This is a genomic window from Rhizobiaceae bacterium (assembly GCA_023953845.1).
Classification (GTDB): domain Bacteria; phylum Pseudomonadota; class Alphaproteobacteria; order Rhizobiales; family Rhizobiaceae; genus Arvimicrobium.
Map to the genome: position 1 here is coordinate 4091304 of JAMLJC010000001.1, position 22189 is coordinate 4113492.

Sequence of the window (22189 nt, forward strand, 5' to 3'; positions counted from 1 at the left end):
CGATGAGTTGAGCGTCGCCGGATCGCCTGCGGCGCGAGTGCATGGAGCGTTACATGATGAAGCGGATCATGCGGGCAGGGCTCGCGCTGGTGTCGGCGCGGCCGCCCCAAAAACCCAAGCGCAAATCAACACGAAACGACGCCACGACACCGCAGAAGCGTACAGAAAGTACGGATTTCGGCAAACGAGGCGAGAAGATGCCGACCGCAGCCTGGCGCCGCGATCGTGCATCAAGATCGGAAAAAAGTTCTGATGCCGACTAACAGGTCGTGGAAGCCGAGCACGCGGCGCGTGCGGTGGCGATCTTCTCGTTGAGCACATCCTTGCCCAGCGCGCCGAAGACGACCTCGTTGCCGACCACGTAGGAAGGCGTGCCGGTGATTTGCAGCTTGTTGGCCAGATCGTAAGTCTTGGCGAAATTCTCGACGATTTCCTCGTTTTTCATCTCTTCGCGCAGCTTCGCCTCGTCGGCGCCGAGCGACAGGGCGATTTTCAGGGCGCTGGCCTCGCCGGCGCGGCCCTGGCTGCCGAGAAGCTGATTGTGGAAGTCCTCGAACTTCTCCGGCATCAGGCGCAGGAAGGCGCTGGCGACGACATGCGCCTTCTGCGAGTCCGGGCCGAGGATCGGGAATTCCTTCAATACGAAGCGCAGGTCCGGATTCTCCTGTGTAAGCGCCTGCATGTCTTCGAGCGCGCGTTTGCAGAAGCCGCAATTGTAGTCGTAGAATTCGACGATGGTGATCTTGCCGCTCGGATTGCCGACCACGCCGTCATAGCTCGCGTTGAAGATCTCGCCCTTGTTGGATTGGATGGTCTCGATCTGCGCGACGCGCTGCTCTTCCTTGCGCTTCTCGTCCAGCGAGGCCTGCATCTCCTCAAGGATCTCGGGGTTGGCCAGAAGATAATCCCGCACGATCTGTTCGATCGCGGCCTTGTCGAGCGGAGTGCCCGTCTGGGCCGTTTGCGGCATTTCCTGCGCCCTGGCCGGCGTCAGATCGCCGGCCGCGTAACCGAAGGCCAGCATGGCGAATGCAATGGCGATGCCGGAAGCGCCGAACAGAATTGACTTGGTCATGTCGCGTCGATCCTCTGAGAAACAGGCCGCCCGTGTCGAAGGCGGTTCAGCCCTTCTTCTTTTTCTTTTTGCCGGTAGGCTGATTGATGATGTCTTGCGCGCGCACCCACCCCGGCGTGCCGCGCTTGAATTTCTGTTGCGCGCGGGCGGCCATTATCTTCGCCTGCTCGTAATCCCCGCTGTAGTAGTAGCCATCGGCTGTGGCGAGTTCCGCCTCGGCGATATCGCCAAGCTGGCCGTATGCCTGCGCGAGGTAGCGATAGGCGGCTGCGTTTTCGGGATCGCGATCCAAGCCCTTGCGCAGCTGCTGTACGGCTTTCTCCGCCGAATCCCGTGTGCCGACGGCGAGCAGCGCCTGCCCATAGCTCATCATCAGCATGCCCGATTTCGCCGGGTCGAGGCTGACGGCCGTGGCATACGCCTTTGCTGCTTCGGCGGGGCGGTTCGCTTTCATCAGCACGTCGCCGCGCAGTTCGTGGAAATAGGGGTTCTTCGGCTGCTCCTTGAGCAGCGCATCCACCTTGCCGAGCGCCGAGCGTGGATTGCCGAAGACGAATGTGGCCTGCGCATCGCCATATTGCGCCGCGACCGACGTGCGGTTCTGGCGGAACAGGCGTTGTGCAGCCGACTGTCCCTGCGTGTAGACGGCGATCTTTGCGCGCATCATGTCGTGGCGCTGTTGCAGTGCCGGCGGATCGAGCTTGTCGAAATAGGGGCTTTGCCGGGCAAGCGTTTCCAGATTGGCGATGCGGTCGCGCGGGGTGGGATGGCTGATCCGGTACGGATCGACATTCGCGCCGGAAAGCGCCAGCGCGCTCTGGAACCGCTTGAACGTCTTCAACATGCCTGCGGGCGACTGGCCGGTGCGCTCAAGATAGGTGAGGGCGGAGCGGTCGGCTGTCGTCTCCTCGGTCCGCTGATAGGCAAGCAGGCCGCGGCGCGCCACCTCGCTGCCGCCGAGCGCCAAACCGGTTCCCGCCTGCGCGAGGCCGCTGCTTTTCGATGCCGCGCCGGCGACCGTAGCGCCGATGCCGAGCAGCCCGGCGACGATCGCCATCGTCTGGGCGCGTGCAAGCTGATCGCGCAGCCTCTCCTGATGGCCGCCGGCTATATGGCCCGCCTCATGTGCGAGCACGCCGATGATCTCGTTCGGCGTTTCCGACTGGAGCAGAGCGCCGGTGTTGACGAAGATGCGGCGGCCCGCGACGAACGCATTGAAGCTCGAATCGTTGACCAGCACGATCTCGATGCCCGAGTTCGCCAGACCCGCGGCCTTCAGCACCGGCCGCGCATATTCGCGCACCAGAGCCTCGATCTCGGCGTCGCGCACGATCGGCAGCTTCTGCTGCTGGGCGAGGCCCGCATGCAGCGATGTGACGAGCATGCCGACGCTTGCCACGGCCGCGACGATCGGCCGGCGTGGCAGTATTCCGACGATATTCTCGAACATCGACATGGTGAGCACTCGTAGACGAGCGGCCTTGCGGTGAAAAGGGAGCGGCGCGGGATTCATCAACTTGTGATCCCCATACCAATCGGGCATTTGTGCGGCGCATGGCCTGTCGCGGCCGCCCATGAAGGTTTTCCGGATGACCGTTGCCATTTCGAAACGCGGCGAGGTGGAGCCGTTCCACGCAATGGACGTCCTCGCCGAAGCGAATCGCCTGAAGGCGAAGGGTGTGCCGGTCATTTCCATGGCGGTCGGTCAGCCGTCCGATCCCGCGCCGGCGGCAGTCCGCGATGCGGCGCGGCATGCGCTCGCCGACGGGCGCATCGGCTATACGGACGCGCTCGGCAGGGCCGAACTCCGGGAAGCGATCACGCGCCATTATGGCGAGCGCTACGATATCGACGTGCCCGCATCACGCGTGGTCGTCACGACCGGCTCCTCGGCGGCTTTCAATCTCGCCTTCCTCACCATGTTCGATCCCGGCGACCGTGTCGCCATTGCCGCACCCGGCTATCCGGCTTACCGGAACATCATGGCTGCGCTCGGTATCGAGGTGGTCGAGATCGAATTGCAGGGCGCGCCGTTCCTGGACGCCGATCACCTGCGCAACGCCTGGCTGGACAAGCCGCTCAGGGGTCTTCTCTTCGCCAGCCCCGCCAATCCGACGGGCGCGGTGGTGCCCGCGGGCGAACTGGAGCGGCTGGTGCGCACGGCCTCCGAACTCGGCGTCGCCGTGATCTCGGACGAGATCTATCACAGGCTCTCCTACGGTGCGCCGGACGTGACGGCGCTGTCTTTCGATGACGATGTGACAGTCATCAACTCCTTCTCCAAATACTATTGCATGACGGGCTGGCGCATCGGCTGGATGGTGGTGCCCGAACGCCTTGCGCGGGCCATCGAGCGGGTGCAGCAGAGCCTCTACATCTCGGCCCCGGAACTGTCGCAGATCGCGGCTGTCGAGGCTTTCACTGCGACGAACGAACTCGAAGCAGTAAAGGCGCGCTACGCCTGGAACCGGTCCCTCCTGATGGAGCGGTTGCCTGCCTTGGGTTTTTCGCTCGCTGCGCCGATGGATGGGGCGTTTTACGCCTTCTGCGACGTTTCGAAACTCACCAATGACAGCATGGAATTCGCGCGCCGCATGCTGGCGGAGGCGCATGTCGCGGCAACGCCCGGGCGGGATTTCGATCCGCTGCAGGGCCATCGCTACATGCGATTTTCCTATGCGGGCAGCCACGACGACATGGTCGAGGCGCTGCGGCGGCTGGAGAACTGGCTGGGATAGGGGCGGGACCGTCTCGTCCGGGCGAGGCGGTTTTGCAATTTGGGCCTTGCGCGGACAGGCACGAGACTATAGGGCTTTGCGCGGTTCGGAGCGTAGCGCAGCCCGGTAGCGCACTTGACTGGGGGTCAAGGGGTCGTGGGTTCGAATCCCGCCGCTCCGACCATCTCTTCATCGACAATTCAGAGCGAAGATATGATCGGCGAGTGCGATGTAGCTCTCGCATCTCGCGGTTGCGTAACATTTTGTGCATTGCGGAATCACGTGGATCGTCATATCGAAGTGCTGTCGACCATCTCCTCCTCCCAGATGTGATGTCGACGTGAGATGTGGTGCTCCTCCTCCCGCGCCACATTGAAAGTTGAAAGCCCGTCGGATCTCCTCCCCCGACGGGCTTTTTCTTTGCGGAGTGCTCAGCGTGCGGCGCGAAGATTGCGCTGATGTCGGTATTCAAGGGCGATGGCGCCCCAGATCAGGCCGAGCAGGAGATAGAAGTGCCGCCAGTGATCGGTGTCGATCACGCTGCCCAGCCCGACATGGCCGATGAAGACGACATAGGCGCAGAGCAGATAGGGTTGCCAGGGACGGGCGCGGAACAGGGTCCGGAAGCCGGCTGCGATGGTCCATAGAATCAGGCCGAGATAGGAGAGGAAGCCGACCCAGCCGTAGTCCATCAATGCTTTCAGCCAGATATTGTGCGTGTCCTCGCCAAAGATCTGGCCGAACTCCAGCGGGCCGATGCCGAACGGATGCTCCAGCGCCATCTGGAAGCCGATGACATAGCGGGCGAAGCGGCCAAGCCGTGCGCTGTCATAGTCCTGCGCAAGCTGGGCGCGGTTGGTGAAGAGTTCCGCGATGCTGGGGATCTGCAAGGCGACGAGCAGGCCGACGATGAGAAGAGCGAAAGCCGCGATGCTCATGACGACGATGCGCAGCCGGAGCCTGCCGCTTGTGGTCTGCAGGAACAGCGCGAACACCAGCAGGACGGACGAGACGCCGAACAGCCCCCATGCTCCGCGCGAGAAGGAGAGGAAGATGCCGCCCGCGACGATCAGCAGAGGCACGGCGTAGAGCAGGATATAAGACGGGCGTTCCGTCAGCGTGCGATAGAGCAGGTAGATGCCCGGCAGCGCCAGGAACGGGCCGAAGACGTTCGGGTCCTGGAAGGCGCCGGCGGCGCGCTCGTATTTCGTGAAAATCTCCGCGCCCGGAAAGGCATGGAAATAGCCGAGAATACCGAGCATCGCGGTCGGGATCGCCGCGCACAGCCACGCTGTGAAGATCGGGCGATAAAGATTTGGATTCGCTTCTACAACGGCCGCGATGAAGACAGCCGTGAAGGCGAGGAACAGGGATACGGCGAGATAGAGCGGCGTGCTCCTGAGATCGGCCATCTGTGTCATGGAGATCGCGCCGCCGATATTGAAGACGACGAGAAGGATGAGCAGAGGCAGGACGAAGCGCGAAATCCTGAGACCGAACAGCGCCCATACGCCGATGAGAGCCGCCATGTAGAGCTCGTACGGCGCGGGCTCCTCGATGACGAAGCCCGACAGGAACACGCCGAACGAAACCGCCGCCGTCGAAATGAGCGCGATCGACTTGGCATTGATCGCCGCGCGGTCGAGCGGTGCGGCAATCGCGCTCAATAGGCGTTCTCCGTATTCAGCAGCTTGACCGGCGTGAGCAGCAGAATCTTGAGATCGAACCAGAGCGACCAGTTCTCGATATAGTAGAGGTCGAACTCCGTGCGCTTCTTGATCTTGTCGTCGCTGTCGATCTCGCCGCGCCAGCCGTTGATCTGCGCCCATCCGGTGACGCCGGGCTTCACGCGGTGTCGCGCGAAATATCCGTCGACGACCTCGTTGAACAGCTTGTTATGGGACTGCGCCGCCACCGCATGCGGCCGTGGGCCGACCAACGAGAGGCTGCCGAGCAGCGCATTGAAGAACTGCGGCAGTTCGTCGATCGAGGTCTTGCGGATGAAGCGGCCGACGCGCGTGACGCGCGGATCGTTCTTGGTGACTGCGTTCTTGGCGGTCGGGTCGGCCCTGTCCGTGTACATCGAGCGGAACTTGTAGACGTCGATCTCCTCGTTGTTGAAGCCGTGGCGCTTCTGCTTGAAGAGGACAGGCCCCTTGCTGTCGAGCTTGATGGCGATCGCCGTGGCGATCATGATCGGCGAGAAGACGATGATGCCGATCAGGCTGAAGAAGATGTCGAAGACTCGTTTCGCCACCGAATCCCAGTCGTTGATCGGCTTGTCGAAGATATCCAGCATCGGGACGGAGCCGATGAAGGAATAGGACCGTGGCCGGAAACGAAGCTGGTTCGAGTGCGCCGAAAGGCGGATGTCGACGGGCAGGACCCAGAGCTTCTTGAGCAGCGAAAGCACACGCGATTCGGCGGTGAGCGGCAGGGAGACGATGAGCATGTCGATCCGTGCGATGCGCGCGAATTCTATCAGTTCGGCCACCGTGCCGAGCTTCGGATAGCCGGCCACAATCGGCGGCGAGCGCCTGTTGTCACGGTCATCGAATATGCCGCAGATGCGGATGTCGTTGTAGGGTTGCTGTTCGATGGAACGTATCAGCGCCTCGGCGGTCTTGCCGCCGCCGACGATGAGCGCGCGGCGCTCCATGCGGCCGTTCCGCGCCCATTTGCGGAAGAAGTGTGCCGCCACAAGGCGTATGCCGAACACCAGCGCGAAGCCGGTCGCGTACCATGCGCCGAACCAGAAGCGGGAATATTCGGCGGAAATCTTGAGGAAGAAACCCGTCACGATCAGTGCGGCGAAAGTGCCCGACCAGACCAGGAACATGCGCCCGAAGTACCGCATCGGACGCATCAGGGTTGAGATCTCGTAGGCGTCCGTGAGTTCCAGAAGGATGACGGTCATCGCGGAGGCGGTGAGGGTGATGCCGAGATAGTGCAGCAGCAACTGCGAGTTCATCCCGACATAGGCAGCGCACAGCAACAGGCCCGACATGACCAGCAGGCCGAATTCGACGATGCGCATGGTGCCGCTCGCGAGCACCGGAGACATGGAGTCGCGCCGGTACTGCGACGCGATCTGCCGGGCCATCGGATTCAGCGTGGTGGATTTCTTGCCAGTCTCCTCGCCGACCGCCCTGACCGCAGCGGTCGAGAAGCGATGTGCGGGGTCCATCTCGTTCATCGGTTGCTGTCCACGATTCTGCCTGCGGATAGCAGAAACGAACTAAGAATCCCTTGATGGAGAGACCTGTATACGGTTCAGGCGGCGAGCGCGCCGCGATAAGCCGCTTCGATGCGGGCGGCCATGACATCTGCGCCGAAGCGGCTCTTCAGATCGGCCTGCACGGGCATCAGTGCGCGGAATTTTTCCGGCTCCTGCAACGCGAATGCCATTTTTGCCGCAAGCTCGTCGGCATCCGGTTGCACGAGGGCAGGGGAGTCGGCTCCAAAAATCTCAGGAATGCCGCCGACCGCTGTCGCGATCATCGGCTTGCCGGCGGCCAACGCTTCGAGCACGATATAGGGCATGGCTTCCGCGCGCGATGGCACGGCGATCGTCTTCGCCAGCGCAAACGCCGCGCGCGCCGGCATTGCAGGATGGAACTTGACCCGGTCCGTCATGCCGAGCGTTCGCACCTGCGCCTTGTATTTCGGCAGATCGTCGCCATCGCCGACCATGACGGCGCTGAGCGGCCGGCCGACGATGCGCTCCGCCGCCGCCAGCGCGTCGATGAAGATGTCCGGCCCCTTCAGGTCGCGCATCATGCCGATGTAGAGAAAGTCGCCGGCATCCGTCGCCGTCGCCACGGACTGGAATTCCTCGGCGCGCAGTCCGTTGTAGACAAGGCTGTTGGGGACGGGCGCTTCTCCCACCTTTCTGCGATATGCGCTGCGTTCATAGTCGGAAACGAAGAGCAGATGGTCGGTGAAGCGCCCTATCAACCTTTCCAGCATGAAGAAGAGCTTTCCGACCGCTGTGCCTTCATCATAGTGCAGACTGCCGCCATGCGGCGAATAGAGGCGGGCCACGCGAGACCTTGAAACCCGCAGAAGTGAGCCGAAAAGACGGGCGTAGACGCCACCCTTGGCGCCGTGCCCATGTATAATATCCGGCTGCAATCCCTTGATAATCCTGTATGTTCGCCAGGCCGATGCGAGGTCGCCCGGGCCGATGTGGCGCTGCATCGGCGTGCGGTGCATGCCGAGCGCGAGATGATGCTTCAATCCGTCGAAGAGCTGCTCCTCATAGGCGCCGCCCGTCGTCGAATCGCAGACGATGCCGATCTGATGCCCGGCCGCGACCTGCGCCTCGGTGAGATCGCGAACGTGGCGGAAGATTCCGCCCACCGGCGACCGGAAGCAGTGAACGATGCGGAGCGGCGTCGTCGACACGAAGGCGCCGCGATCAGAAAAGGCGCTCGCGGACGTAGATCGTATCGCCCGGAAGGACGGGGTCCGACGTGACGACGCGCCCGGTCATCACCTTGCCGTTGATATCGCGCGTCACGTCGACATTGGTCTGGTTGGCGCGTGGGGTGAACCCGCCGGCTATGGCGATGGCCTTTTGGGCGGTCAGGCCCGGAACGTAGGAATACTGTCCAGCCGCGCCGACTTCGCCCATGACGAAGATGGGACGGTAGCGGTCGACCTCGACCGAGACGTCCGGATCGCGCAGGAAGCCCTGACGCAGTCCGGCGGCGAGGGAGGCCTCCAGTTCCTGAACCGTCCGGCCGCGTGCCGGGATTGAGCCGATCAGCGGGAAGGCCAGGTAGCCTGACTGGTCGATGCTGTAGGTGTTGGTGAGGCTTTCCTGTTCGAATACGGTGATGCGGACGCGGTCGCCGGCGCCGAGACGGTAGGGCTGGGTGATCGCGGCATGGAACGCCTCGGGCGCAGGCCGATAGCCAGAACAGCCGGCGAGCAGGCCGACTGCGACGACTGCGGACAGAAGCGGAAGAAGGCGTGCCATTCGATGGTCGTATCCTTGCGCGTGCGCTCTGCGACGGTGCGCACCCCGATGCGTTCTTATCGACTTGTTAGGGTTAATGCCCGGTAAAGCCGGCGGCTCGGGCGACGAAATCGTTAATGGCCGGACTCGTGTCATTCCGCCGCAATCCCGGCGAACAGTCGGATGGGGCGGGTGAATCATGGCGCCCGCCGCGTTTCTTAACGACTGAGTTACCATAGAAGTTTACGCTTCCCGACGATCTGGATCAGGCGAGTGCCCGCATGACGCGTGTCGAAAACGCTGCAAACGACGTGGATGTCGATCTCGGCAAACTGTTTGCCAGCCTCGTGCGGGAATGGCCCCGCATTCTCATCGTGGCGCTGGTGGTCACCGGAATCGCCTTCGTCCTCGCATGGCTGGCTACGCCGAAATATCGCGCCGAGACCCGTATCCTGATCGAGACGGGTGAGTCGGTGTTCACCCGGCCGCAGGATACGAACAACGAATCGAACAGCCCGAGCCTCGATGCGGAAGGCGTCGCGAGCCAGGTCGAGGTGATACTCTCCACCAACGTCCTCCGTCAGGTCGCCCAGCAGTTCAACCTCGCTGGGCGCGAGGAGTTCGACGATGTCGCCAATCCGTCGCTGCTCGACTGGCTGATGGTGGTGGCTCGCCTGAAGGCCGATCCGTCGGAGATTCCGGCGGACGAACGGGTGCTGAAGAAGTTCCGCGAAAAGCTGAATGTCTATCGCGTTGAAAACTCGCGCGTCATCGTCATCGAGTTCTCGTCCGAGGACCCGAAGCTCGCCGCGGATGTGCCGAACGCCATTGCCGAAGTTTATCTGAAAGCGCAGCGCGACGCGAAGCTCGCATCCAACACGGATGCGACAGCCTGGCTCGAACCCGAGATCAAGGAGTTGTCGAAGCAGGTGAAGGATGCGGAGGCCAGGGTTGCTGCCTTCAGGGCGCAGTCCGACCTCCTGATCGGCCAGAACAATTCCGTGCTCGCCACCCAGCAGCTTTCGGAAATCTCGACGGAACTGAGCAGGGTTCGCGCCAACCGGGCGTCTGCGGAGGCGCGCGCGCAAAGCGTCCGCGACGTGCTGGAACGCGGCGCGTCTCTCGACGCCCTGCCGGACGTGCTCTCGTCGCCTCTCATCCAGCGCCTGCGCGAGCGCCAGGCGCAATTGCAGGCGGATATTGCCGATCTTTCGACGACGCTGCTGGACAACCATCCGCGCATCCGCGCGCTGCGTTCGCAACTGGGCGATCTCGACGCCCAGATCCGTCGCGAAGCCAACAACGTGCTGGACAGCCTGATGACGGAGGCCAAGACAGCCGGACTGCGCGAGGAGCAACTTGTCGGCAGCCTCAATCGGATGAAGGCGGAATCAGCCCGGGCCGGCGAGGAAGAGGTGGAGCTGCGCGCATTGGAGAGGGAAGCCGCTTCCCAGCGCGATCTGCTGGAATCCTATCTGACGCGCTATCGCGAGGCCACATCGCGCAATGACCGCAACTACATGCCGGTCGATGCGCGCGTTTTCTCGCCAGCCACCGTCCCGGCGGAGCCGTATTTCCCCAAAATCCTGCCGATCGTGATCGCCGCCTTCATCGCTTCTTTGCTGGTCATGGCGATTGCAACCATGCTGCAGGAACTGTTCAGCGGCCGCGCCATGCGGCCGGCGCCGGGAGCCCGGATCGAGCCTGTGGCGCAGGTCGAGATGCCAGCCGTTCGGACGGCGGAGATGTCCGAGCCGCGTATCGACGCCATCGAAGTCGCATCGCCCATCGGAGTTTCGGCGGCTGTCCCGGGAGATAAGGACGCGGAGCAACATGTTTCCGACGAAGCGCCGGATTCGTCCTCGGACGAGGACGCATCGTCTCTGCGGCCGGTGTCGTTCACTCCCTCCGTTCTGGGCGAAGTAACCATTGACCGGGCTGCCGAGAAGCTCATTTCGGGGGGTGCATCCCGGGCGATTTTCGTTTCGCCGGAGGGCGATGAAGCCGCTGCCGCTGCCGTCATGGTGGCGCGCGAGGTCGCTGATGCCGGACTGCGCGTCCTGCTGCTCGATCTGACGGCGGCTGGCGCGGCGTCCCGTCCGATGCTCGATGGCGTCGGCTTGCCCGGCATCACGAACCTTCTTGCGGCGGAGGCGCAGTTCACGGACGTCATCCATTCCGACCACTATTCGGATTGCCACGTGATTCCGGTCGGCACCGCCGATCCGGTTCGCGCTATGCGCGCCGCCGATCGCCTGCCGATCATCATGGATTCGCTCACGACAGCCTACGATGTGGTCGTCGTCGAGTGCGGGCCGACGGATGCGGAAGGCATCCGTCGCCTGGTCAGCAACGACACGGAGATCCTCGTGAGCGTCATCGAACCTGGCGACGACGCCATCGCCGATACGGCCGAGGCGTTGCGCGCGCGTGGTTACGACCATCTGACGCTTGTGACGCCGGCGGGTTACGTGCCGCCGATGGCGCCGGTGCCGGGCCGTTCGGCAGCCTGATCAATCGCCGTCCGTCGATGTGGATTCCGCGCCTGCGGCGCCCTTCCGGAGACGTTTGACGAGATTCCACAATGCCGGATTGTTTTTCACGGCGGCCTTGGCTGCCGTGGCGGCCCGTAGCGCTCCGGCAAAGGCGCGTCCTTTCAGCGTAAATGGCACTATTACGTCGTATTGGGTGGTTTCGATATTGCACCAGAGCCGCTTGTAGGGCTCGTCTCCGACGCTGAAATCGTAGACCGCAAAGCCGGACCGCGCCGCTTCGCAGATGTTTTCGAAGAACAGGAAGTCGCCGGGACTTGCATGCGCCATGTCGTCTTCCGCGATGGCGCCGAACTCGCAGATCAGACGGTCGCCGCAGACGCTGGAACCGGTTATCGCGCGGAGCTTCCCGCCGACTTCCAGCCCGTGCAGCACAAAGGAAGGGGAGGGACCGAGGCTTTGCGCGAAAAGCTCCCGGAAAAAGCGCCGCACGGCAGGATCGCCGAAAACATTGGCGATGCCCATCTTTCGGAAGCGCTGTTCCTTCATCTCGAAAAAGACGTCCAGAAGCCGGTCGACTTCTTCCGGCGTCGAGGCACGGATGCGGCGAAACCCGCCGGCGGCGTCGAACTTGCGCGTCTGCGAACGGTGCTTCTTGCGCTTTCGCTTGGCGCTGGTGCGATTGAGCACGGCGTCGAAACCGCCGTCGAGACTGAGAGCGAGCGCCACGTTGGAGCTCGGATAGTGGTCGAGCCGCAGCAGTGGATTGGGGACGTCGCCAAGTTGCGGGGCTAGTCGTTCCAGCTTCAGCAGGTCTATGTCGGGCCGGGCCCGATGGATGCTCTCGAACAGATCCAAAAACGCCGCTGGCGAAAGGTCCGCCAGCAGGGCCGGGTCCGTGGCGGGGAAATTGCCGTTGGCGTGCCGCCCTCCCATGAACCCGCAGACGGTCAGCGGCCCGCTCCGCGACACCTCAAGGCCGATGGAAAGCGCCGGCTGATCGTCGACATGGATCGTTACCAGCAAGGCATCGGCTTCGACGTTCGAAGCCCAGCCACCTACCCATGCCGCGCTCTGCGCGGGCGCCGCAAGGCCGCGTTCGACCAGTCGTGCGTAGGCCTCTACCGTTTCGCCTGTAGCCGCAGAGACCTCGACACGACGCTGCGTCGGCGAAATATCCGCCGTGGGTGCCTGCCTCGCGCGCATTGAAGCGGCAGCGTCAACCATCCTTCAATTCTTCCAGCGTATTCGGAAACGGTGAAACTTTGCCCCGAAACCGTGATCGATCGTCAGCCTAGGTCAAAAAGGTGAAGCAATGATCGACACGGGCGAGGCGATCCGGAAACTGACGCTCAACCTTGCACGATATTCAGGCATCGCGCCGCTGACGCGACCGTTTTTCGGCGGCGTCGGCGCCATCCTCATGCTGCACCGCGTCACCGCGCAACCGATCCCTCCGAACAGCGTCAACCGGCATCTGACCGTCGACCCCGCTTTTCTCGACGAACTGATCGCCGACATGAAACGTTCGGGCTACGTGTTCCTGTCGCTGGACGAGGTCTGCGAGCGCCTTGCCGTCGGCGATTTCCGGCAGCGTTTCGCCACGATCACCGCCGACGACGGCTATCGTGACAATCTGATCGAAGCGTTGCCGGTGTTCGAAAAGCATGGCACGCCCTTCACCATCTATGTCGCGCCGGCGCTGATCAACCGCGCCGTGGATCTGTGGTGGATGGTGGCGGAGAACGTCGTCGACGCGCGGGACGTGCTCCGCGTGCCGACCGCCTCGGGGACAGCAACGCTGGATTGCTCGACGCCCGCCAGGAAGTTCGAGGCGAATTCCTGGCTGCACACCTTCCTCACCACCGCTGTGCGGGAGGAGGACCAGCGACAGGTGCTGCGCGACCTTGCCAGATCCGTTGGCGTCGACCCGGAGGCGCCGGCGCGCGAGACGTTGATGAACTGGGACGAGCTGCGCCGCATCGCCGCGCATCCTCTCGCCACCATCGGCGCGCATTCGGTCAATCACTACAGCCTGAGCCGGCTGCCCGAGAGCAAGGCGGCGCGCGAGATCGCCGATTGCGCCGGCATCCTCGAGATCGAGATCGGCGCGCGGCCTCGCCACATGGCCTATCCCTACGGATATGCGGGCGCGGCGGGCTGCCGGGAGGTGGCGCTTGCGGCGAAAGCCGGGTTCGTGTCGGCGGTGACGACGCGCCATGGCGTCCTGCAAAGCGCGCATTCGGGCCACATGCATGCGCTGCCGAGAATTTCCGTCAACGGCCGCTACCAGCGTATCGGGCATATGCGCACCATGCTTTCGGGCGTCACGACGCCGCTGGCAAACGCCGGCAAGATGGTTGTAACCGTCTAGCCGTCGGCTCAACGGCCGGTCGGTCGCGGTCCCACCATCCATTTGATCAGCAGCATCGCTGGCAGCACCCAGAGCAGGCCGGAGAACAGGAAGAACGAAAACTGGATCAGCGGCCCGGACTCGGCCAGCTGCGCGACGGCGAAGACGGTCGCGACGATCGCATAGACGATCACCAGAAGGACCAGAAGCACGGTCCCGATGAGTTTCCTGAGGCGCACGGGCATTGCAGGTTCCTAACCTCCGGGCGCGAACTTCGCAATAACGGCGCGACGGCGTGTCGCGAGCGCCAGCCTTGCCAGCGCCGATGCGATGGTCCACGACACGCGGCACCATGAGGCAAGCCATATGAGCGCTGTCGCAAGCACCATGCCAGTCTCCGCCACGAGCGACCGCATATTGCGGAACCGCGCGCTGGTGCGCCTATGGCTCTACGTCGTGCTTGTCGTGCTGTTTGCGTTGGTTGTCGTGGGCGGCGCCACGCGACTCACGGAATCCGGCCTTTCGATCACCGAGTGGAAGCCCATCCACGGTGTCATCCCGCCCCTCAACGACGCGGAGTGGCAGGAAGAGTTCGCAAAATACCAGCAGATCCCGCAATACACCCAGATCAATAAAGGGATGTCGCTTGACGAGTTCAAGCGGATCTTCTGGTGGGAGTGGGCGCATCGGTTTCTCGCGCGCGGTGTGGGCGTGCTGTTCGCGCTGCCTCTGCTTTTCTTTGCGGTGACGCGACGGATCGAACGGGGGCTCGGCCCGAAACTCGTGTTCCTGCTGTGTCTAGGCGGCCTGCAAGGCGCTATCGGCTGGTGGATGGTGGCTTCCGGACTGGTCGAGCGGACCGACGTCAGCCAGTACCGGCTTGCCACCCATCTGACGCTCGCTGCGGTCATCTTCGCCGCGATCTTCTATGTCGCGCGGGGGCTCGCGCCCCACACAGAAGCCGCCGCAGACAGGAAAACGCAGCGTTTCACCGGCATCATGGTGCTTCTGGTGCTGTTCCAACTGTATCTTGGCGGGCTGGTCGCCGGGCTGAACGCCGGCTTGAGCTACAACACTTGGCCGCTGATGGACGGAACGATCGTACCGGGCGGCCTGTTCGCCATCGATCCGGCTTGGCGCAACTTCTTCGAGAACCCGAAAATGGTGCAGTTCGTGCATCGTCTCGGGGCCTATGTCTTATTGGCGATCGGCCTTTGGCACGCGATTTATGTGACGAAGCGCGGGCCGGACACGACACATTCGCGCCGCGCGATCATTCTCTTCATGCTTCTGATCGCGCAGGCGGGCCTGGGGATCGGCGCATTGCTGACGCAGGTGGAATTCCATTGGGCCATCGCGCATCAGGCCTTCGCGCTGGTCGTGCTGGGCTTCGCCACTGCGCATTGGCGCGGCACGAAGGGCCCGTATCAGATACCCGCAGACACGCCCGCAAAAGGCTGAGCGCCACGTTACGAACGCGATGGCCGGCGTCAGCCGGCCAGCCCGAGCATCAGGTTCATGTTCTGGACGGCGGCGCCGGAAGCGCCCTTGCCGAGATTGTCATAGACGGCGAGCAGGATCGCCTGGGCTCGCGCATCGTTGGCGAGCACATAAACCTTCATGCGATTGGTGCCGTTGTAGTGCTCCGGCTCGATCTCCGGCGAACGCTCGATATCGGCCAGCGGCGCGACTTCCACGAAGCCATTTTCGATGCCGGCATAATGGTCGGCGATCGCCGCATGAAGCTCCGCGCCCTTCGGTACCTTCGGCAGATGGCCGAGCTGCAGCGGCACCATGGTTATCATGCCCTGCGCGAAATTGCCGACTGCCGGCTGCATCAGCGGATCGGTCGTCAGCTTCGAATAGGTGCGCAGCTCGGGAATATGCTTGTGCTTGAGCGTCAGACCGTAAGGCTGGAACTCGGGCGCATCCTCGCCTTTGGCGACGTAGTCCTCGATCATCTGCCGGCCGCCGCCGCTGTAGCCGCTGATGCCGTTCACCGTCACCGGGAAGTCGGCCGGCAGCAGCCCGGCGCTGACAAGCGGGCGTAGCGTCGCAATCGGACCCTGCGGCCAGCAGCCGGGATTGGCGACGCGCGTCGAACCGGCGATGGCGGCCGGTTGGGCGCGGTCCATTTCCGGAAAACCGTAGGCCCAGCCATCGGCGACGCGATGCGCCGTGGAGGCATCGACGACGCGTGTCGTGTCGTTTTCAATCAGCGAGACGCTTTCCCTGGCCGCGTCGTCCGGAAGACAGAGGATAGCGAGATCGGCCTTGTTGAGAAAATCCTTGCGGGCGGACTGGTCCTTGCGGTGTTCGACCGGGATCGAAATCACTTCCAGATCGCCGCGATCGGCCAGCATGGCGCGGATCTGCAAACCTGTCGTACCGTGTTCGCCATCGATGAAAATCTTCGGCTTCATGTGCCTGCCCGCCAATCCTTCGTGATCCCGATGCTTTGCGCCGGCCGCCTTCAGCCGCGCGCTTTCCGTTCCGCCAGCAGGCCCAGATAAGCCTGCGCCACCGCCGCGCCGGCGATCGCCGTTATATCGGCATGGTCGTAGGCCGGCGCAACCTCGACGACATCCGCGCCGACAATGTCGATATGACCCATCTGTTTGAGCACCGAGAGCATCTTCGACGAGCTGGGGCCGCCCGCGACCGGCGTGCCGGTGCCCGGCGCATATGCGGGGTCAAGGCAATCTATGTCGAAGGTGACGTAGGTCTTCTTGCCGCCGGTGCGTTCGGCGATCGCATAGGCGATGTCGGCCGCCCGCATCTCCTCGACGTCGTAGCCGTAGAGGATCTTGATGCCGTAGTCCTTCGGCGCATGGGTGCGGATGCCGATCTGGATCGAGCGGTCGGGGTCTATGATGCCCTGTTCGGCGGCGTGCGCCACAAACGAGCCGTGGCTGATGCCGGTGCTCGCCCAGGTGTCCTGATGCGCGTCGAACTGAACAAGCGCCAGCGGGCCGTGGATCGCTGCGTGCGCCTTGAGCAGCGGCCAGGTAATGAAATGGTCGCCGCCCAGCGACAGCAGGAAGGCGCCCGACTTCAACAGCTTCGTAGCCTCGCGTTCTATGGTGCGCGGCGTCCGCTCGTGATGGTGGGAATCAAGCAGGCAGTCTCCGTAGTCGACCACCGCCAGCGTGTCGAACAGTTCGCGATGGAACGGATATTGGGGATCGTTGTCCATGATGGCCGATGCACGCCGGATCGCCTGTGGGCCGAAGCGCGCCCCGGGCCGGTTGGTGACGGCTGCATCGAAGGGGATGCCCCACACGATCGCATCGGCGCCGGCGACTTTCTTGGAGTATTTTCGCCGCATGAAGGAAAGCGCGCCCGCATAGGTCGGCTCGTAGGCGTTGCCGCGTACCGATTTTGCGACGAAGGCGTTGTCGATGTCTCCGGATGCCATGCGCTTTTCCCCTCGTTTGCCGGACGCCTGTCTAGCCAAGCTGCGCCGAACTTGCCAGCCTCATCGCCAAATCCGGAGACGCAAGGGGTGAGCATCGATCGTCCGGACGCTCCCTCCCAAACGAAAAAGGGCCCCGCGATGCGGAGCCCTTCTGGTCTTCGATGAAGCGTCTTAGCGCTTCGAGAACTGGAAGGAACGGCGGGCCTTCGCCTTGCCGTACTTCTTGCGCTCGACGACGCGCGGGTCGCGGGTAAGGAAGCCGCCCTTCTTGAGCACGCCGCGCAGGCCCGGCTCGTAATAGGTCAGCGCCTTCGAGATGCCGTGGCGGACGGCGCCCGCCTGACCGGAGAGACCGCCGCCCTTGACGGTGACGACGATGTCGAACTGACCGTCGCGGTTGGTCGCGACGATCGGCTGACGAAGCACCATCTGCAGCACCGGACGGGCGAAATACGCCTCGTACGCCTTGTCGTTGACGGTGATCTTGCCGGAGCCCGGCTTCACCCAGACGCGCGCGATGGCGTCCTTGCGCTTGCCGGTAGCGTAGGCGCGGCCCTGCTTGTCCAGCTTCTGGACGTGCACGGGAGCGGCAGGCTGCGTGTTGGTCTGGCCGGTGGCGGCGCCCAGTTCTGCGAGCGAGGAAAGCTCAGCCATTGTCAGGCCCTCTTGTTCTTGGAGTTCAGCGCCGCGACGTCGAGCGCCTCGGGCTGCTGCGCCACATGCGGGTGCTCGGCACCGGCATAGACGCGGAGATTCTTCATCTGGCGACGGCCGAGCGGGCCGCGCGGGATCATGCGCTCGACCGCCTTCTCGACGACGCGCTCGGGGAAACGGCCCTCGAGCAGCTGGCGCGCGGTGCGCTCCTTGATGCCGCCGGGATGACCGGTGTGCCAGTAGTACATCTTGTCGGTGTGCTTCTTGCCGGTGAAGGCTACCTTCTCGGCATTGATGACGATGACGTTGTCGCCGTCGTCGACATGCGGGGTGAAGGTGGGCTTGTGCTTGCCGCGCAGACGGTTGGCGATGATGGTGGCGAGACGGCCGACGACGAGACCCTCGGCGTCGATCAGCACCCACTTCTTCGTCACCTCCGCAGGCTTCTGCGAAAAGGTCTTCATGGTTTTCTCTCTCAAGGACCTTCACAAGGAAGGCGTTTCTTGTTGCTTGGATTGGCTTCTTCGAAAGCCAATAGTGAAACGGCGGCCGAAGGGGCCGCTGTTCCGAGGCGGCTTATAGAGGACCGCCATCATGGCGTCAATCGACGTTATCGCAATCGCGTCAATACAAGCTCAATAAAATCAGACAGTTATAGATGTGGTATGAAAATACCCCATCTATTTCTTTGCTTGGGGCGGGATGGAATAGGTTCCTGTGGCGTGGGCCACCGTATGGCGGTCCGGTCCGGCCACGATGTCGCAGTCGAAGACCATCAGGCTCTTGCCCAGCTTCAGGATACGGCAATGCCCCTCGATCAGGCCCGCTCCGGCCTTGCGCACGAAGTTGATGTTGAGGTTCGTCGTGACCGACAGCGCGTCCGGACCCGCATGCGAGAGGACGCAGACATAGCCGCCAATGTCCGCGAGCGTGAAGAGAGCAGGGCCCGATACTGTGCCGCCCGGCCTGAGATGGCGCTCTTCGGCATTCAGCCGAACCACGCATCCGCCCTGAAAGATCTCGATCGCCTGATAATAATCCGACTGCTCGTTGAGTTGCGGGAAAACCTCGGCCAGCAGCGCGTTGACCTCCGCGACCGTCATGACAGGGGTGAGGCTGGACTGTTCGGGCATGTGTTCCTGCGTCTTGGTACAAGCGTCCGTGCCTTCTGGCCGGGACCGCGGCGGTCACCAAACACGTTTGACGGCTGTGCTTCAAGGTTCCACATGCTAGGTTGGAACACGACAGGAAATTCGATCGGGAGATGATCATGGCTGAAGTGGTCGCGCTGAAACGCCAGCCGGAAGGACCGGTGGTCGCCAGCCGCGAAGGCGCCATTCTGACGCTGACGCTGTCGAATCCACCTGCGAATGCCCTGTCTCTCGAAACGATGCAGGCCTTGCAGGTCGAGCTTGACGCTGCGGCGGAGGAGAAGCGGGCGCGCGTGATCGTCATCAATGCCGCCGGCAAGCTGTTCTGCGCGGGCCATGATCTCAAGCAGATGACCGCGCATCGCAGCGATCCCGACGGCGGCAGGGGCTATTTCGAGGAGACATTCGCCGTCTGCTCGCGCCTCATGCAGTCGATCGTGCGCCACCCCAAGCCGATCATCGCCGAGGTTGACGGCATTGCCACAGCCGCCGGCTGCCAACTCGTCGCGTCGTGCGATCTCGCCATCGCGTCGGACAAGGCGACTTTCGGGGTCAACGGCATCAATGTCGGGCTTTTCTGCACAACGCCCGGCGTGGCGCTGGTACGCGGACTGAAGCCCAAGCATGCGATGGAAATGCTGCTCACGGGCGAGATGGTCGACGCCGCCGCCGCCAAGGAATTCGGGCTGGTGAACCGTGTGGTGCCGCGCGAATATCTCAGCCAGGTCGTGAACAAGTACGCGCAAACCATTGCTTCCAAATCACCTTCGACGCTAAGGATGGGAAAAGAGGCTTTCTATGCGCAGGCCGAGATGGGATTGGCTGACGCATACGATCATGCCTCGCGCGTCATGGTGGAGAACATGCTGGCCGCAGACGCGAAAGAAGGCATATCGGCCTTCATCGACAAGCGCACGCCGGAATGGAAGGGCGAATAGGCATGGAGCCGCGCGTCTCGATCGTCACCATCGCGGTGAACGATCTCGAACGCCAGACTGCATTTTATGAGGCGATGGGCCTGACGCGCCATCGTATCGATGACGGAGTCACCTTCTTCCAGATGGGAGGCGTGATACTCGCGCTTTTTCCGAAGGCGAGCGCCGAAGAGGATGCCGGCGTCTGGTTCGGCGAAGGCGTTTCGCGGGTCTATCTGGCGTACAACACGCGTTCGGAAGGCGAGGTGGATGACGTGCTCGGTCTTGCCGAACGCTGCGGAGGCCGGATCGTCAAGCCGGCGGGCCGCGCTTTCTGGGGCGGCTGGTACGGCTATTTTTCCGATCCGGAAGGCAATCTCTGGGAGGTCGCCCACAATCCGGACTTTCCGATCGACGCGGAAGGACGTATTGCGCTGCCCGCATGAACCACGATTCCTACGACAACGCCTACATCGCCGGCATACTCAACTCCGTTAAGACGATTGCTATCGTCGGCGCATCGGCCAACGACGTGAGGCCGAGCTTTTTCGTGACGAAATACCTGCTCGACAAGGGGTTCGACGTCTATCCGATCAATCCGGGGCAGGCCGGCAAGGAAATTCTCGGCCGCATGACCTATGCCAGGCTTGCGGATGTGCCTGTGCCGATCGACATGGTGGATATTTTCCGCGCGTCGGCCATGGTGCCGCCCATCGTCGACGAGGCGCTGGCGCTCGATCCGCTGCCGAAGGTGATCTGGATGCAACTCACCGTGCGCCACGACGAGGCGGCGGCGAAGGCCGAGGCGGCCGGTATCAAGGTCGTCATGAACCGCTGCCCGAAGATCGAATACGGCCGCCTGTCGGGCGAGATAGGCTGGAACGGGGTCAACAGCCGCGTGCTGTCGTCCAGGAAGCCGACCATGCGTTCCGGCTTCCAGAGTTTCGGCATCCGGGTGAAGTGACGGCTCACCGGGCATTGATGCCAATTTAGGACGTTTTGACACGGGAATGGCGTCGTGGCTGCCTGTCATGAAACGTCGTTCTTCCAAATCTTCACCTGGCGGAATTTTCGTCTTTGCTTTTGCCGCGCCGCTTTGCCAAGAATGCGACCGCATTAGAAAGATTTTTCAGGTGAGGAAAAACTGATGTCCCAGCGCGCCCCAGGGTTCAACACGCTTGCCGTCCATGCGGGAGCCAAACCCGATCCGGCGACCGGCGCACGGGCGACGCCCATCTACCAGACCACGTCCTACGTGTTCGACGACGCCGATCACGCTGCGTCGCTGTTCGGGCTGAAGGCGTTCGGCAACATCTACACCCGCATCATGAACCCGACGCAAGCCGTGCTCGAAGAGCGCGTCGCGGCGCTGGAGGGCGGCACGGCAGCGCTCGCCACGGCATCCGGCCACGCCGCGCAGATGCTCGTCTTCCATACCATCATGCGGCCGGGAGAAAATTTCGTCGCCGCCAACAAGCTTTACGGCGGCTCGATCAACCAGTTTGGCCATGCCTACAAGAACTTCGACTGGCAGGTGCGCTGGGCCGACGCCAACGATCCGGCGAGCTTCGAGGCGCAGATCGATGACAAGACCAAGGCGATCTTCATCGAGAGTGTGGCGAACCCGGCCGGCAACTTCGTCGATATCGAGAAGATCGGCGACATCGCGCGCAGGCACGGCATTCCGCTGATCGTCGACAATACGATGGCTTCGCCCTATCTGGTTCGGCCGATCGAGCACGGAGCCGACATCGTCGTCCATTCGCTGACCAAGTTCATCGGCGGTCACGGCAACTCCGTTGGCGGCATTCTGGTCGATGGCGGGACTTTCGACTGGTCGAAGTCCGGAAAGTACCCGATGCTGTCGGAGCCGCGTCCTGAATATGCCGGTATCGTGCTGCACGAGACGTTCGGCAATTTCGCCTTCGCTATCGCGGCGCGGGTGCTCGGCCTGCGCGATTTCGGCCCGGCCATCTCTCCGTTCAACGCCTTCCTGATCCTGACGGGTCTGGAGACGCTTCCGCTGCGCATGCAGCGCCATTCAGACAATGCGTTGACCGTCGCAGGCTGGCTGTCGGATCATCCCAAGGTTGCCTGGGTGGAGCATTCCGGTCTCCCGACCAGCAAAAACCACGCGCTGCAGAAGAAGTATTCGCCGAACGGGGCGGGTGCCGTTTTCACCTTCGGCCTCAAGGGTGGCTACGATGCGGGCGTGAAGTTCGTGGATTCGCTCGAGCTTTTCTCGCATCTCGCCAACATCGGCGACACCAAGTCGCTGGTGATCCACCCGGCCTCGACCACGCACCGCCAGCTTTCGGACGAGCAGAAGATCGCCGCCGGGGCAGGGCCGGACACGGTACGCCTCTCCATCGGCATCGAGGATGCGCAGGACATCATCGCCGACCTCGATCAGGCGCTGTCCAAAGTCTGATCGGCATGGCACAGAGAGGCT

At 63.0% G+C, this 22189-nt stretch carries 22 protein-coding genes and 1 tRNA gene; 10 read left to right on the forward strand and 13 right to left on the reverse strand.

Annotated elements, in window-relative coordinates; all coding sequences use genetic code 11:
* The first annotated feature begins 53 nt into the window (after positions 1-53).
* A complete protein-coding gene (locus M9955_20250; GenBank protein MCO5083976.1) occupies positions 54-263 on the forward strand; it encodes a hypothetical protein in 210 nt (69 codons plus the stop codon).
* Here M9955_20250 and M9955_20255 read toward each other — a convergent pair.
* Together M9955_20255 and M9955_20260 are read right to left on the reverse strand one after the other, a co-directional pair.
* Positions 260-1075, reverse strand: a complete 816-nt coding sequence (locus M9955_20255) for a DsbA family protein (GenBank protein MCO5083977.1) — start codon at positions 1073-1075, stop codon at positions 260-262. The two genes, M9955_20250 and M9955_20255, sit on opposite strands and share 4 nt — an antisense overlap.
* A 46-nt stretch (positions 1076-1121) precedes the next feature.
* On the reverse strand, positions 1122-2459 hold the full coding sequence (locus M9955_20260; GenBank protein MCO5083978.1) for a M48 family metalloprotease: 1338 nt from the start codon (positions 2457-2459) through the stop codon (positions 1122-1124).
* A gap of 205 nt (positions 2460-2664) precedes the next feature.
* Here M9955_20260 and M9955_20265 point away from each other — a divergent pair, with 205 nt between their 5' ends.
* Both M9955_20265 and M9955_20270 read left to right on the forward strand, forming a co-directional pair.
* Complete coding sequence (locus M9955_20265) at positions 2665-3813, forward strand: aminotransferase class I/II-fold pyridoxal phosphate-dependent enzyme (GenBank protein ID MCO5083979.1); 1149 nt, start codon at positions 2665-2667, stop codon at positions 3811-3813.
* Between the two features lie 86 nt (positions 3814-3899).
* Positions 3900-3976, forward strand: a tRNA-Pro gene (locus M9955_20270).
* A gap of 247 nt (positions 3977-4223) precedes the next feature.
* On the opposite strand, the gene M9955_20275 is transcribed toward M9955_20270, so the two are convergent.
* From M9955_20275 to M9955_20290, 4 genes are all read right to left on the reverse strand, one after another.
* Complete coding sequence (locus M9955_20275; protein ID MCO5083980.1) at positions 4224-5459, reverse strand: O-antigen ligase family protein; 1236 nt, start codon at positions 5457-5459, stop codon at positions 4224-4226.
* On the reverse strand, positions 5456-6988 hold the full coding sequence (locus M9955_20280) for an undecaprenyl-phosphate glucose phosphotransferase (protein ID MCO5083981.1): 1533 nt from the start codon (positions 6986-6988) through the stop codon (positions 5456-5458). The genes M9955_20275 and M9955_20280 overlap by 4 nt, the downstream gene beginning before the upstream one ends.
* A 77-nt stretch (positions 6989-7065) precedes the next feature.
* The gene (locus M9955_20285) at positions 7066-8199 is read right to left on the reverse strand and encodes a glycosyltransferase (protein ID MCO5083982.1); all 1134 of its coding nucleotides are present in this window, start codon (positions 8197-8199) and stop codon (positions 7066-7068) included.
* 13 nt (positions 8200-8212) lie between these two features.
* Complete coding sequence (locus M9955_20290) at positions 8213-8776, reverse strand: polysaccharide export protein (protein ID MCO5083983.1); 564 nt, start codon at positions 8774-8776, stop codon at positions 8213-8215.
* Positions 8777-9036: 260 nt separating this feature from the next.
* On the opposite strand from M9955_20290, the gene M9955_20295 reads away from it, so the two are divergent.
* Entirely contained in the window at positions 9037-11268 is a 2232-nt protein-coding gene (locus tag M9955_20295; GenBank protein MCO5083984.1) for an exopolysaccharide transport family protein, read from the forward strand.
* Here M9955_20295 and M9955_20300 read toward each other — a convergent pair whose 3' ends face one another.
* Complete coding sequence (locus tag M9955_20300; protein ID MCO5083985.1) at positions 11269-12474, reverse strand: GNAT family N-acetyltransferase; 1206 nt, start codon at positions 12472-12474, stop codon at positions 11269-11271.
* 88 nt (positions 12475-12562) lie between these two features.
* On the opposite strand from M9955_20300, the gene M9955_20305 reads away from it, so the two are divergent.
* Positions 12563-13621, forward strand: a complete 1059-nt coding sequence (locus tag M9955_20305) for a polysaccharide deacetylase family protein (protein ID MCO5083986.1) — start codon at positions 12563-12565, stop codon at positions 13619-13621.
* A gap of 8 nt (positions 13622-13629) precedes the next feature.
* Here M9955_20305 and M9955_20310 read toward each other — a convergent pair whose 3' ends face one another.
* Positions 13630-13845, reverse strand: coding sequence for a DUF2842 domain-containing protein (locus M9955_20310; protein MCO5083987.1), 216 nt, complete (start codon positions 13843-13845; stop codon positions 13630-13632).
* A gap of 121 nt (positions 13846-13966) precedes the next feature.
* Here M9955_20310 and M9955_20315 point away from each other — a divergent pair, with 121 nt between their 5' ends.
* Positions 13967-15061, forward strand: coding sequence for a COX15/CtaA family protein (locus tag M9955_20315; GenBank protein ID MCO5083988.1), 1095 nt, complete (start codon positions 13967-13969; stop codon positions 15059-15061).
* 29 nt (positions 15062-15090) lie between these two features.
* On the opposite strand, the gene argC is transcribed toward M9955_20315, so the two are convergent.
* From argC to M9955_20340, 5 genes are all read right to left on the reverse strand, one after another.
* On the reverse strand, positions 15091-16023 hold the full coding sequence (gene argC / locus M9955_20320; GenBank protein ID MCO5083989.1) for an N-acetyl-gamma-glutamyl-phosphate reductase: 933 nt from the start codon (positions 16021-16023) through the stop codon (positions 15091-15093).
* 50 nt (positions 16024-16073) lie between these two features.
* Positions 16074-17018: an agmatinase gene (gene speB, locus M9955_20325; protein ID MCO5083990.1), complete on the reverse strand. Its 945-nt coding sequence runs from the start codon at positions 17016-17018 to the stop codon at positions 16074-16076.
* 171 nt (positions 17019-17189) lie between these two features.
* Positions 17190-17672, reverse strand: coding sequence for a 30S ribosomal protein S9 (rpsI, locus tag M9955_20330; GenBank protein MCO5083991.1), 483 nt, complete (start codon positions 17670-17672; stop codon positions 17190-17192).
* A 2-nt stretch (positions 17673-17674) separates the two neighbouring features.
* Positions 17675-18136: a 50S ribosomal protein L13 gene (gene rplM / locus M9955_20335; GenBank protein ID MCO5083992.1), complete on the reverse strand. Its 462-nt coding sequence runs from the start codon at positions 18134-18136 to the stop codon at positions 17675-17677.
* Between the two features lie 216 nt (positions 18137-18352).
* Positions 18353-18805: a PaaI family thioesterase gene (locus M9955_20340; GenBank protein ID MCO5083993.1), complete on the reverse strand. Its 453-nt coding sequence runs from the start codon at positions 18803-18805 to the stop codon at positions 18353-18355.
* 137 nt (positions 18806-18942) lie between these two features.
* Here M9955_20340 and M9955_20345 point away from each other — a divergent pair, with 137 nt between their 5' ends.
* From M9955_20345 to M9955_20360, 4 genes are all read left to right on the forward strand, one after another.
* Positions 18943-19761, forward strand: coding sequence for an enoyl-CoA hydratase (locus M9955_20345; GenBank protein ID MCO5083994.1), 819 nt, complete (start codon positions 18943-18945; stop codon positions 19759-19761).
* 2 nt (positions 19762-19763) lie between these two features.
* The gene (locus M9955_20350) at positions 19764-20183 is read left to right on the forward strand and encodes a VOC family protein (GenBank protein ID MCO5083995.1); all 420 of its coding nucleotides are present in this window, start codon (positions 19764-19766) and stop codon (positions 20181-20183) included.
* Entirely contained in the window at positions 20180-20701 is a 522-nt protein-coding gene (locus tag M9955_20355; GenBank protein MCO5083996.1) for a CoA-binding protein, read from the forward strand. The genes M9955_20350 and M9955_20355 overlap by 4 nt, the downstream gene beginning before the upstream one ends.
* A 183-nt stretch (positions 20702-20884) precedes the next feature.
* Positions 20885-22168 carry an O-acetylhomoserine aminocarboxypropyltransferase gene (locus tag M9955_20360; GenBank protein ID MCO5083997.1) on the forward strand — a complete coding sequence of 428 codons (1284 nt, stop codon included), beginning with the start codon at positions 20885-20887 and terminating at the stop codon, positions 22166-22168.
* Positions 22169-22189: the final 21 nt, after the last annotated feature.